This is a genomic window from uncultured Tenacibaculum sp. (assembly GCF_947498805.1).
Taxonomy (GTDB): domain Bacteria; phylum Bacteroidota; class Bacteroidia; order Flavobacteriales; family Flavobacteriaceae; genus Polaribacter.
Genome location: NZ_CANMLT010000002.1, coordinates 381370 through 394977 on the forward strand (window position 1 = coordinate 381370; position 13608 = coordinate 394977).

The following is a 13608-nucleotide window of genomic DNA, read 5'->3' on the forward strand; positions in this document are numbered from 1 at the left end:
CATATTTCAATTTTAGTCAATTTTATGTATCTTACTATAAACTAAGCAAGCAGTCATGAAAATTAAGGGATTTATTGAAATCAACAAGCCAAAAGATGAAGTAGTAAAATATTTTGCAGATCCTTCTTATTTAGGAGAATATCAAGACGGTTTTGTTAAAAAGGAATTAATCAATGGTGAGCAAGGTCAAAATGGAGCCATATCTAAAATGTACTACAAACATGGTAAACATGATATGGAACTAACTGAAACGATTACAAACAATCAATTACCAGATTTGTTTGAATCTCACTATCATCATAAGCACATGGATAACACTATGAAATGTTCATTCATAGAAATTGACCCCAATAAAACCAAATATGAATACGAGTTTGAATACACTCGAATAAACTGGGTAATGCCTAAACTAATGGCAATTCTATTTCCAAGTGTTTATAAAAAACCAGCTCAAAAATGGATGCAACAATTCAAAGAATTCGTTGAGAAACAATAACACATTACTTATAAAATACTTCAACAATCTGGCTATCTTTTCATAGATTGCAATGTAAAACATCATTGATATTATCAATTCACTAAATGGAATTTCAGGAGAAAGTCATTACCTATAAAGACCGCATAGTTTTTATAAAACTATCCATGCCTTCGTTTAATAGAACATTAAAACACTATGTTGAGGATGAAGCATGTTTTATGTTTGTAAATAAAGGAGAGGTTGGTGTTAGAACTCCTGATGACTATTTAAAACTTAACAAAAACACAGCAATGATTGCGAAGTGTTTAAACTATTTCTTTGAGCCTAGTCAAAATAAAGAAATTTGTAATGAAGGAATTGAATCAGTAGGTGTTTTCTTGTATCCATCATTAGTGGAAGATTTATTTGATTTGGATATTTCTATATCCAATCACAGAAATGATTACAATGTAAAGCAGGTACAAGTTGATTTAATGTTAGATAATTTTAGACAAAGTATTGATATTCTTCTAGATAACCCTGAACTGGTAGACGATACCATGGTGAAACTGAAATTAAAAGAATTTATCCAACTATTAGTCAAATCACAAAATGCACCTTCTCAATTAGATTTTTTAGCTGCCTTGTTTAAACCCAATGAAGTGGAGTTTAAGAAAGTCATTCAGCAAAATGTATATGCCAACCTTACCATCAAAGAACTTGCTTTATTAACTCATTTAAGCGAATCTTCATTTAAAAGAAAGTTCAAAGAGGTTTTTGATAAAAGTCCTAAAAAGTACTTGACTGAGAAAAAAGTAAAACGTGCAGCGGAATTATTAAAATCTAGTAAAGACCGTGTTTCTGAAATAGCCTATGATGTGGGATTTGATTCTGTATCTACATTTAATAGAAACTTCACCTCTTTTTTCGGAAAATCTCCATCAGATTATCGTTTGAACTAAATTGAGTAGTTTTTGACCTAAACCGCATTTCTTGTGGTTTTAATCCTTATGATCTTTGTATCAAATAAAAATACAAGGTCATGAACACTACAAAAATTTTAAAAATCTATTTAACTATTTCGGGGTTAATTTTAACTGCTATAGGTAGTTTAACCAGCTTTAATCCAATTAATATTAAAGCTAATGAAGGCATTAATATAGCAGGAAATCCAAGTGCTTTAAATGATGTTCGTTCATTTGGAGTTCTTTTATTAGCAACTGCAATACTATTGTTTTTAGGAAGCTTTAAACTCTCCTTAACGAAGTCTGCAAACATTGCAGCTTTTCTTCTATTTCTAGCACTGGGGCTTGGTAGACTTTTAAGTATCTTTTTAGATGGAATGCCTTCTGATGGTATGGTAAAAGCAACTGGACTAGAAATTATTCTAGGACTAGTTGGACTTATCTTATTTAAACTTTACAACAAACAACAATCTTACTAAAATTAAAAAAATGAATACATCAATAATGATAACAGGTGCCAATGCTGGAATTGGTAAGGAAACAGCAAGACAACTTGCTATGATTAAAACAACTAAGGTTATTTACCTAGCTTGTAGAAATTTGAAAAAAGCCGAAGTTGCAAAAAAGGAACTTGTAGAGGCTACTGGACGAGATATATTTAAAATTATACTCTTAGATGTGTCTAAACCAGAAACAGTAAAAAAAGCTGTTGCGCAATTAGAAAACCCTATAGACGCATTAATTATGAATGCTGGTGGAACGGGTGGAAAAACTCCTGAAAAGTTAACAAAAGAAGGTGTTACTGAATTAACAGCAAGTAATTTATTAGGCCATGTAGTATTAGTTAATGAATTAATAAAAGAAAATAAACTAAATAAAGTAGCCTTATTCGCAAGCTCTGAAGCTGCCCGAGGAATTAAGAAAATGGGAATGAAACGCCCTGACTTAAGTGACAATTCTGTAGAAGAATTTGTATCAATTTTTGACGGAACAAAATTTAAAGGAGATTTTGATCCCTTCCAAGTTTATGGCTGGATTAAGTATGGAGGAACACTTTGGATGAGTAATATGGCTGATAGGCACCTTAATATTAAATTTATTAGTATGAGTCCAGGAGGTACTAGAGGTACTAATGGAATGGATGATTTACCATTATTAAAAAGAACATTTTTAAAGCATATAGGAATGAAACTCATTATGCCTTTAATGGGAATGTCTCACTCTGTAGAAAAAGGAGCTAAACGCTTTGTAGATGGTATTAACAACCCAAAGTTTGAAAGTGGTGTATTTTATGCTAGTAAGGAAAATATACTGACAGGTCCAGTAGTGAATCAAAATGCTATTTGGAAAGATTTAGACAATCCTATGATTCAAAAGAACGCTGCTATAGCTATTAATGGGTTTATTTAAGCATGCTTCATGCTAATAAAATAAAAAGCGTACAAGTTGCTCTTGTACGCTTTTTATATGTGTGTATATAATTTTCGTCATTAAAAACGAATTAACTATCTGTATCCATTGTTTTGCTTGGTAAAGCTAATTGAATTAGCATTGCTATAAGCATTACCAATCCACAGCCTAAAGCATTCAGCCATAAGTATGGCAACCAATCGATATACCATACCCCAATAATAATTAGCTGAGTAATTATTGCAGCAATAAAAACCGCATTTCCTCTAATAAATTTAAAAAAGAAAGCTAATAAGAAAATACCTAATACATTTCCATAGAAAATAGATCCAATAATATTTACTAACTGAATCAAATTATCAAATAGATTGGCCACACAAGCAACGAGAATCGCTAATATTCCCCAACCCAAAGTAAACCACTTAGACATCTTTACAAAATGTTCATCTGAATATTCCTTAGTTACATTTCGTTTGTACAAATCAATAGCTGTAGTACTTGCTAATGCATTTAGTTCTGATGCCGTTGAAGACATAGCAGCAGATAAAATTACAGCGAGTAATAATCCTATTAGACCCTTAGGAAGGTTATTCAAGATAAAATGAATAAATACATAATCCTTATCATTCGTTTCAACTTGAGCATCTGCCTGTGTAATAATAGTTTTTGCTTTCTCTTTTAACGATTTATCTTCCTCGTTATATTGTTGCAATTGCGTAACATTTTCTTCAGATAATCCTTCAAAAATCAATGCTTTCTTTCGTTCCTCTATAACACGATGCCTATTTTCCAACTCAGCATAAGCAGCAATAGTTTCTTGATTTGAATTCGCAATGGCCTCGCCTGCTTTTGGATTAAAGTTTAATGGAGATGCATTGAATTGATAAAACACAAACACCATAACTCCTACCAAAAGAATGAAAAATTGCATTGGCACTTTTAACAATCCATTAAATATCAAACCTAATTGACTTTCTCTAACAGATTTCCCTGATAAATAACGTTGCACCTGACTTTGGTCCGTTCCAAAATAAGAAAGCATTAAAAAAGTACCTCCTAAAATACCCGTCCAAACCGTATAACGATTGTTTAAATCCCAAGAAAAATCTAATACTTGCATCTTATCAGAAGCTCCTGCTATTTCCAATGCTTTAGAAAAGGTTATTCCATCTGGTAAATATTGTAAGATAATATAAAACGCTATAAACATTCCAGCGAAAATTACCGCCATTTGTTGCTTTTGCGTTACACTTACTGCCTTAGTACCTCCAGAAACTGTATAAATAATTACTAGAACACCAATAATAACGTTTAAGGTAATTAAATCCCATCCCAATACTGCAGACAATATAATTGCTGGTGCAAAAATGGTAATTCCAGCTGCTAGACCTCTTTGAATTAAGAATAAAATTGCTGTTAGTGTTCTTGTTTTTTTATCAAATCTTCCTTCAAGGTATTCATAAGCAGTATATACTTTGAGCTTATGATAAATAGGAATAAACACTAAGCAAATGATTACCATTGCAATTGGCAATCCAAAATAAAACTGGACAAAGCCCATTCCACTATGAAAAGCCTGTCCAGGTGTAGATAAAAAAGTGATGGCACTTGCTTGAGTTGCCATTACCGACAAACCAATAGTCCACCACTTTGAGTCATTTCCTCCTTTTATATATTCTTCAACATTTTTGCTTCCTCTTGTCTTCCAAACTCCGTATAAAACAATAAACGATAGTGTTATTGATAATACAATCCAGTCTAATCCTTGCATAGTTTAGTGCGTATATATGTTAGTTATTATATAAAAGAATGCGATGTACAATACATTTGCTAGTAACACCAAGGTGTATTCTTTTTTCCATATATACTTTTGAGGCTGCATAGGTAGTTGATTTTAAGGGTTATTGTTTTGGTTTTTCAAAAAAACTGTCTGCCAATGGCGCTTGACTAATTAAAGGTAGTGAAAATTGAATTGGATCACGTGCCGGTTCAGTCGGATTACCATTGTCATCTTTTTGGTACCAAGTTATAGATTTTGGTAATACAAAACCGTTAACATTTTCCCAATCATTATAACGAATCAAATTAAACTTCTCTGATGGTTTCTTAGAAAAATAAGTTACTGTATATCCTAACCAAGCCATTTCCTTAGTTTCTGGGTTATAGTAGATGTAATAATTATCATCTGGTGAAGTACCTATATTTGCTTCATAAGAAATTTTAAATCCAGGATAACTTACTCCTTCAAATACCAAAGGTTTTGCTTCCGAATAAATAATACCATCATCTGCTAATACAAATGGCATTGCATAAAAATAGAAATATAAGTTATAGTAAAATTCTTTGTTTCCTTTAAAAGCTGTGGTGTCTTGTTGATGTACCCAAATCTCCTTTCCATCAAACCCTAAAGAATAGTCTTTCGCATTAATTACCGCTCTTCTAGATGGTAAATCCACAGTATGCTCTTCTTCATTAATTCCAAATGAAAGAGTTTTAGCATCTCTCCAATTTTTTATACCACCATGCTTCTCAAATACATCTCCTAAAGCTGCTGGAAATTTTTCTTGTACTTCTTCCTTTTTAACAGTTTCTTTTTTGACCTCTTTTTTACAAGCAATAGCAATGAATGCAATAGTTACAAATAAAATTATTTTTTTCATGGTTGTTATTAGTTTAGTTAGCTTGGTCGTAATTACTCTATAAAATTACATTTAAAAATAAAAACTCTTTGAACCGAATTCAAAGAGTTTTTAACACAGTTATTAGTATGTACTAATAGTTATCGCTCAAGCTTTTCATAAAAACAACAATATCAGATACTTCTTGATCTGTTAAGTTCAATTCATCCGGTGGTAATGTTTGATTATCTAGATGAAAACCTAAACCTATTCCCCCTCCTTTATTATAAAAATCAACAACTTCTTCCAAGGTTTGATAGGTACCATTATGCATATAAGGAGCTGTTTCTTTTATGTTTCTAACTGTAGGGGTTTTAAAAAAATGCTTACGTTCTTCCGTCTTAAACAACTCATACCTTCCCAAATCATCATCCAATTTGCTTTGTTTTAAGTTCGGAACTCCAATAGATTCTAATTCACTCTCTAAAAAATTTGGAGGCACTGTTCCATTAAATACAGGAGGAAAATGACAGGTGGCACATTTCGCTTTTCCTGTAAAAAGATTAAATCCGTTCACTTCTTGACTGGTCAATGTCTTCTCTACTCCATTTATATTCCTATCAAATTTAGAGTTAAACATGTTCAACGTTCGAATATAATTTGCAATCGCATTTCGTATCGTAAAATCAGTTACTTTACCATACAAGCTAGTAAATTCATTTTTATAAAAAGGATCTTTTTTAACCGTTTCAAGCAATTCTTTTAAATTACTATGAAACTCAACTTTATTGGTAACTACACCAACTATTTGGCCTTCTAAACTCCCTGCTCTTCCATCATGGAAAAAAGACTTTTGCAATGAAGCATAAGTTAAGGTTGGTGAATTTCTCGTTTGATTTTCAAAGGCAATTCTCCCATCTGTAAACGCCTTGTTTTGATCATGACAGGTGGTGCAGCTCATTTTAGTATCTTTCGATAAACGCTTATCGTTAAACAGTCGTTTCCCTAATACTACTTTCTTACTAAAATTTTCTTTTTCTAAATGATGATAATCTGAAAAAAAAACGATGTTAAACGTTTCTTTAGAAAACAATGAAGTTATGTTGTTATTAAAAGCCATCGTTAAAGGAAATTTTACTTTCCAATTATTGGCAGTTTCCTTCAATAAAACCAATTGCTTATGCGTATGCTCTTGAATAAAATTGTACCTATTAAAATCATTAAAACTCCCTTTTAGAATTCTGATAGTTTTATTTATTTCTAAAAGCCAATCTTTAAGTAACTCTTTATTCGAAAAGCTCGAATCATACTGTTCTAGAATAAATTGAATCGTTTCGTAATTTAATTTAGCCTCTTTTAATGATTGCTCAAGTATGGGTGAATCAAAGCCTGTAACACCTAATAAAGCTACTCTCGCTAAAGCATCACGAAGTAACCATAAAACATGATACTCTTTAAGATATAGTTTGTTGTTAACTGTTACTAATTTTAACCTATTATTCGTTTTTAGTACAACGTCATTTAACTCTTTTGTATCTATATCTTCCTCTCCAAACAGTATTTCTTCAATTACCTGAAAACCAAAAGGGTTTCGTATTTTAATATCCGTAGCATCTTCTTCTTCAACTTTTAAAATATTGGGAGCATTTAAACTTTTATAATTCTCTTTATCAGCAAAAGCTAAGATAGGTTCTACTAGTTTAAATTCTCTACGAGCGTTTAGATAATACTGTTGTTTTTCCTCCAGAGTATAACTACTATACAGCTTATTTAGCTCAAGAATACAGTTATTTAGATGGTTCGTATAATAAGCCTGCAACGCTTCTAGTCTTTGGTTGCTTTCTTTCTTTACATATACCTCTTTTTTATGTGTATTGCAGCCAATTGTAAATACTAGAAAAAGACACATAATGCTATGTGCCTTTATTACTTTATTATAAAGGTGTTTCATTATCTATCTAACCCTTGAATAACATATAATTGACTTCCTTCTTTTCTTGAACCATCTACAATGTTTGCTGTTGGATCTGTAAACGCACTTCCATCTGCTGGTTCCCAACCATGGTTTTGAGTAATTAAAAGAAATGTTTTGTCTTTACCAATGGTCTCAGAAATATCTATCATACCAGTAATTTCCCATGCTTTAGAAGTTCTCCCATAGTTTTGAGCAGCAGCTGCTACTTGATCACACTCTAATACTTTCTTTAACTCCCCTGTATTTAAATTGTATTGATATAAACTTGCATAATGATTCTTCTCTCCATCAAAATATCCATTAGGATCTTCTTGAATGTATGCATAGTTTTCTGTAACCAATATATTATCTGGACTATGAAAAGCCTTTGCTTTCCCATCTAATTTATCTCCATCTAAAACACAAGTAATTTTTGCACCTCCTGTTGGATCATTTTCATTCAATACTACCTTATAAATACGTCCGTAGATTGTTCCTTTACCTACTAAACCATCTTTTTTACGACCAGTAACACAAAAATAGATTTCTCGGTTATTGCTAGCTGAACCTCTTCTCCAATCAATATCTTCTAAACGAGAGAATCCCATTACCCCTTTTGTCTTAGCTTCAGCATCTAATAAATCAATATTTTTTTCGGTTAATTCAACAAAAGAAGCATTATATGTCTTTCCTTCTTCCATGTCCATTTCATAAGAAATACCAGCATCGGTAACCTTTAATCCATATAATTTACCTCCATCTAAATCTCCTCTATTTCCAACATACATTCCTAGTTGACCAGAAGGTACCTCATTATCTGAATGATCATCTCCAATAAATACCACTGTTTTACCAGCATAAGCATCTTTACCAATAGCCACAGCATTTTCTGTAGACCATTGCCCTAAAGCTGTTAACATTCGTGCAGTACTTGCAGATTGTTTCATATCGTTACTCTTTGATGCAGTTTCAAAACTTACTTTTTTATATGGATCCGTTACAAAAACTCCTTTTGAAGCTCCTCCCCATTCTCCTCCAGATAAATACAACGGACCAAATCCGTGTTCTTCAGGAGTAATTAAAGATCCAGAACATTGTGCAGTAGCAGCAGTTGCCAAAGCGTTTACTATATACTCTCCTTCTACAGGTTTAAATGTTTTATCTAATTTGATTCTTGCAATCGCATAATCTGCCTCAATATTATTTATTAAAGTAAAAGATCCGTCATTTTCACGTAACAAACCTGCTCCATCGGCCATAGAACCGTATATAAAATTCGGAGCATCGCTTAACTGATCTTCAGAAGATAATAATGGATATACCTTTACTCCAGAAAATCCAGATTCTAATTTTAAGAAGTTAGGTGTTTTAGAATGTGCTTTCAGTTCTATGTTTTGTCCATTGTTATTTTTAGGAGATTCTTCTGATGATTCACATCCTATGAATACGCACGATAAACAAACAGTAGTAACTGCTACTTTTAATAAATGTTTCATTGTGTTGATTTTGTAGTTTTTGTTCTTTTTTACATTTGCAAAACAACACTTAGTAGATTAACTAAATTTTATTGGAATATTAAAAAGGGTTCATTAAATAGTTAAGAAGGTTAAGCCAATATAAACTCATTTCTTCATAGCTAAACTTATATCATTCTAAAAATCAAAACATTTACTTTTTAAAGAAAATGCTAAACATAAGTATGATTAACATATAAAAAACATAAAGTATAAACTGTATTAACATATAAATAACTGGTATAAAAAAAACGTCCCCCTACAGACGTTTGTTTTTTGCTTTTACTTTGGTTAGAGTAAAATCTTCATTTTGTTTTCTTTTCATATTGATTTTCCCGAGCGACGAAGAGTTTTAAGAACTTTTCGACCTTATTGCTAAGGCTTTAAATTTTAACCAAGTCAAAAATACAACCACAATTTTTAAGACTGGTAGTTGTTTCACTTACTTTTAGTAGGTGATTCACGTACTTTTTACGTTTTTTTCAAAAAACACTCGCATTATTTTTTTGAAAAATGAGAAAAATCATAGGATTCTAACTTTTTTCGTATATTCGTTGTACAAATGAAAACAGATAATTTACATATGCAATCACAATCTTGGAGAGAAGTATCTCTTAACAAGTTCCGCGGGGCTATTACTGCTTCGAGCCGGAAACGGACGCTATATGTGAGTTTTTATTAATTATGAATTGAATAATTACTAAAATAGAGTACAGCAAAAGCGTCCAAATTATCATTTGGACGCTTTTTTTATGAATTACAATGAAAATATCTAGTTAAAATTAACATACAACACGTTGAGAAGTTTAAAGCGTAAAACATTGAACAACAAATAGTTCACTTCCCTCCTTATTACCTGATTAATTTCGGGCAGACCTCCTATTACCTAAAAACAAGATAACCCATTGATTACCAATGAAATAACCTCGAAAATATTTGGTAAATTCTAAAAAAACGCTTATATTTGTACTATCAATAATTAAGAAATAATAACAATAAATAAAAACAACCATTATGAAGTTTACTTTAGAAAACACTAGCATGAGAAGCTTACCAATTAGAGGTGTTAAGTCGAACGGAAGAGTGAGAAAAGATGTTTTTAGAATACAGCAGTTTTTAATGATTTGTTAGCGCAACATTAACTGTTAATATACGATTCAAAAGGCATCTTAATTTTAATAAGATGTCTTTTTTTTGTCCAAATTTAAAAAGTTAAAAAAAAGTTAAAAAAATTTGGATATTATCATAAAATTTCTTATATTAATAGAACAAAATTGAAAAAAGATGAAAAAATTAAAATTGCACATTCTAAACGAAAAAGGACGTTTACTCATTCAAAATACACGCTTACTAATTTTATATTCTAATCTACCTAAGTAAACCGTAGCTTAGAATAAAAAAAATCGACTAGCGTTATTTCCAAAAAAAAAAAATTGAAACGCTTCCTATTTAAGACAATGTAGAATTTCCTGAAGCCTGTACTCAATAGGCCTTGGTAGTAAAGAGTCTTCATGAATTGATTATGCAATCAATTTAATTCTACAAACCACCTGATTTACTCGGGCTGGACGGACTTTGCCTAAACCTAAGGGTTTAGGAGTACAAACCAACATTTATGATCAAGAATATGCTGCAAAATGCGGCATGGGAAATTATTGTCAAACTTTTAAAAATTGAATTATGAGAACTTTAAAAACTATTTTAATCATGAGCATGTTAATGGTATTCGCTACAAGCTGTACCGATTTAACCGAAGATTTAGCACCAAACACAGAAGATACTGTAGAGTTAATAAACATCAAAGCTAATACTGGTAAAGATGAAAACACCAAAGACGGAACCGGTACGGGCAACCAAGACACTGGTGGAGGTGGAACAAGCGGTGACGGTGGTAAGGGATAATTAATAATTAATCTTACCAAACTACAAGCCTTTAATATAATATTAAGGGCTTTTTTTTTAGATTTGCTTTTGATCCATAAAAATCAACATTATCAAAAAGTATCTTCTATTTTATTTTCTAACTTCTTTTGCATTAAATTGTTATGGCAAAAATTCTTTAAGATTTTTTGTACAAAATGATAGTATCAAGACCTGGATTGAGCAATCAAAGAATGAAAATCTCGATATCGAGCAAAGAAAACAATTACTCCATAAATCTTATCAGTATGCCTTAAGTCAAGAAGTAATTAAACCAATTAACTTAAGTTCAATTGCTTATGGATTTTACAAATTAAAGGACACCATCCTTTTTAAAAATATTAATGATCAAACCATTGAAATATCTAAAAAGCAAGACGATCATTATGCTTTAGGAGATGCCCATTGGAATTATGCTACATACTACATTCGCAAACAAGATTTCCCTAATTCTTACACACACTTTTATAGAGCATATGAGGCTTTTAAAGAGAAAAACGAATATAAATTTGAAGTTGCCAAAATGTTATATGGAATGGCTAACATTAAGGGACGTCTAAGAGATTATAGTGGAAGTGAAATACTAACAATAGAGGCAATAAAAATTTTTAAGGAGATTAACAATTATGAGGAACTTTATACTTCATATACCCTACTTGGACTTTTACAAGAAGACATTAAAGAGTATGATAAAGCTTTAATTTATTACAACAAATCTTTAGAGTATTTTTCAAAAGTTGAAGATAAAGAAAAATATTATTTGGCTAGTTATAATAATATTGGAAATGTTTATAGAAAAAAAGGATTTTATAAGAAAGCCATCGAAGCCTACAATAAAGACTTACGAAAAAAAAATATTCCATTACACCGTGCTACTCTTATTGACAATAAGTGCTTGGCTAGACTTTTCATTGGAGATACTATTGATATAAAAAAAGATTTTTATAAAGCTCTTTTTATTAGAGATAGTCTAAAAAACAAATCAGGAATTCTTACATCAAACATTAATATATCTGATTATTACAAATATATAAAGGATACAATTAATGCTATAAAGTACGCTCAGGTAGCCAATAAATTAGCTAGAGAATTGAAAAATGGCGATAATTATTTGACTACCCTAAACCAATTAGCAAATTTAGATACCGAAAATGCAAAAAAGTATTTAGACCGTTATATTGAGTTTAATGATAGTTTAGTAAGCGCCGAGCGAAGAACTCAAAATAAGTTTACTCGTATTGAATTTGAAACGGATGAATATATTGCAGAAACAGAACGTTTAAATCAGCAACGTATTTGGATTATTGTAACCAGTATTGGGGGGATATTGATTCTAAGTCTACTATACTTTTTACGTGTACAAAAAGTACGTAATGAAAAGCTCCGTTTAGAAGCTGAACAACAAAAAGCGAATGAAGAGGTATATATCTTAACACTTCAGCAACAAGCAAAATTAGAAGAGGAACGCGTAAATGAGCGTAATCGTATTTCGGCAGAATTACACGATGGTATTTTAGGGAAATTATTTGGAACTCGGGTAAATCTAGGTTTTTTAGCCATGGGAATGCAACCAGATACTCAAGAGAAACACCAAGCCTTTTTAGATGAGTTACAAGATATTGAAAAAGAGATTCGAGATGTTTCACATAAGTTAAGTGATAATTTTGATGATGCTAGTGTAAACTTTACCAATATTATAGAACAATTATTAAAAGATAAAAGCGTTATAGGTAGGTTTGAGTATCAATTCAACTTTGATAAAAATATTGTTTGGAAAAGCATTAATGAAGTTACTAAAGCCAACCTGTATCGTATAATACAAGAAGCTTTACAGAATATTATTAAGCATGCTAAGGCAAAAAATGTTATCTTAGACCTCTCAATAAACAAAAAAGAGCTAATCATTTCGTTACAAGATGACGGAGTTGGTTTTAATACTGAAAAGAAGAAAAAGGGAATTGGTATCAAAAATATTAATTCAAGAGTAGCCAAAATTGGTAGTCGTTTAGAAATTCAATCTAAAGAAAATCAAGGAACTACTCTTACCATTAAAACACCTTTGCAAATAACAGATGGAAAGTAAAAAGTATTGCGCTCTTATTATAGATGACCACCCATTAATTTCAGAAGCTTATAAAAGTGCTTTTACCTTTATTGAAAGCCAACAAGAAGCATGTTCTTTTGAAATTAATGTTGCTAATAATTGTGATGATGCACAAGCCATAATCGAAGAATTTTCTACTACCAATCAAACTATAGATATTATTTTCTTAGATATTAGTCTTCCTCCTTCTAAAGATGGAAAACTCTTATCTGGTGAAGATTTAGGCTTATTGATTAATGAGAAACTACCAGAAGCTCGTATTATCATTTCTACAACATTCAATGATAACTATAGAGTACATAGCATTTTGAAAAATGTAAATCCTGATGGTTTTTTAGTTAAAAACGATATTACTCCGGCTGAATTGGTCATGGCAATTAAAGAAGTATTATCAGATCCACCATACTACAGTAAAACGGTAATGAAAATGTTGAGAAGTCAGGTATCACATGACTACTTTTTAGATGATGTTGATCGAAAAATATTATACGAACTTTCAATAGGTACCAAAATGAAAGATTTACCCAATGAGGTACCATTATCTTTAGCTGCTATTCAAAAAAGGAAAAGTCAGATTACCAGAGTTTTTGGTGTAGACAATTCTGCTGATCGTGACTTGATTTTAGTAGCCAAAGAAAAAGGATTTTTATAAAAAAGGAGAATGTT

The 13608-nt window shown here is 31.2% G+C and carries 11 protein-coding genes; 7 read left to right on the plus strand and 4 right to left on the minus strand.

From position 1 onward, the window contains the following. Positions 1–55: 55 nt before the first annotated feature. From Q0873_RS04755 to Q0873_RS04770, 4 genes are all read left to right on the plus strand, one after another. Positions 56–496: an SRPBCC family protein gene (locus Q0873_RS04755; RefSeq protein ID WP_299104731.1), complete on the plus strand. Its 441-nt coding sequence runs from the start codon at positions 56–58 to the stop codon at positions 494–496. Positions 497–582: 86 nt separating this feature from the next. Then, positions 583–1419 (plus strand): AraC family transcriptional regulator, encoded by an 837-nt coding sequence (locus tag Q0873_RS04760; protein ID WP_299104733.1) that lies wholly within the window; start codon positions 583–585, stop codon positions 1417–1419. 80 nt (positions 1420–1499) lie between these two features. Further along, a complete protein-coding gene (locus Q0873_RS04765; protein WP_299104734.1) occupies positions 1500–1901 on the plus strand; it encodes a DUF4345 domain-containing protein in 402 nt (133 codons plus the stop codon). A gap of 10 nt (positions 1902–1911) precedes the next feature. Next, the gene (locus tag Q0873_RS04770; RefSeq protein ID WP_299104736.1) at positions 1912–2832 is read left to right on the plus strand and encodes an SDR family NAD(P)-dependent oxidoreductase; all 921 of its coding nucleotides are present in this window, start codon (positions 1912–1914) and stop codon (positions 2830–2832) included. Between the two features lie 91 nt (positions 2833–2923). Here the strand turns inward: Q0873_RS04770 and Q0873_RS04775 are convergent, their stop codons facing one another. From Q0873_RS04775 to Q0873_RS04790, 4 genes are all read right to left on the minus strand, one after another. Next, positions 2924–4603 carry a sodium:solute symporter gene (locus Q0873_RS04775; RefSeq protein WP_299104737.1) on the minus strand — a complete coding sequence of 560 codons (1680 nt, stop codon included), beginning with the start codon at positions 4601–4603 and terminating at the stop codon, positions 2924–2926. Positions 4604–4733: 130 nt separating this feature from the next. Further along, on the minus strand, positions 4734–5492 hold the full coding sequence (locus tag Q0873_RS04780; RefSeq protein ID WP_299104739.1) for a DUF6503 family protein: 759 nt from the start codon (positions 5490–5492) through the stop codon (positions 4734–4736). Between the two features lie 112 nt (positions 5493–5604). After that, positions 5605–7401 carry a cytochrome c peroxidase gene (locus tag Q0873_RS04785; protein WP_299104741.1) on the minus strand — a complete coding sequence of 599 codons (1797 nt, stop codon included), beginning with the start codon at positions 7399–7401 and terminating at the stop codon, positions 5605–5607. Then, positions 7401–8900, minus strand: a complete 1500-nt coding sequence (locus tag Q0873_RS04790) for an alkaline phosphatase PhoX (RefSeq protein WP_299104743.1) — start codon at positions 8898–8900, stop codon at positions 7401–7403. Before Q0873_RS04790 ends, Q0873_RS04785 begins: the two co-directional genes overlap by 1 nt. A 1698-nt stretch (positions 8901–10598) precedes the next feature. On the opposite strand from Q0873_RS04790, the gene Q0873_RS04795 reads away from it, so the two are divergent. From Q0873_RS04795 to Q0873_RS04805, 3 genes are all read left to right on the plus strand, one after another. Beyond that, a complete protein-coding gene (locus Q0873_RS04795) occupies positions 10599–10820 on the plus strand; it encodes a hypothetical protein (RefSeq protein ID WP_299104745.1) in 222 nt (73 codons plus the stop codon). Between the two features lie 553 nt (positions 10821–11373). Then, the gene (locus tag Q0873_RS04800; RefSeq protein WP_363322531.1) at positions 11374–12921 is read left to right on the plus strand and encodes a tetratricopeptide repeat protein; all 1548 of its coding nucleotides are present in this window, start codon (positions 11374–11376) and stop codon (positions 12919–12921) included. Next, positions 12911–13594 (plus strand): response regulator, encoded by a 684-nt coding sequence (locus tag Q0873_RS04805; RefSeq protein ID WP_299104750.1) that lies wholly within the window; start codon positions 12911–12913, stop codon positions 13592–13594. Before Q0873_RS04800 ends, Q0873_RS04805 begins: the two co-directional genes overlap by 11 nt. Positions 13595–13608: the final 14 nt, after the last annotated feature.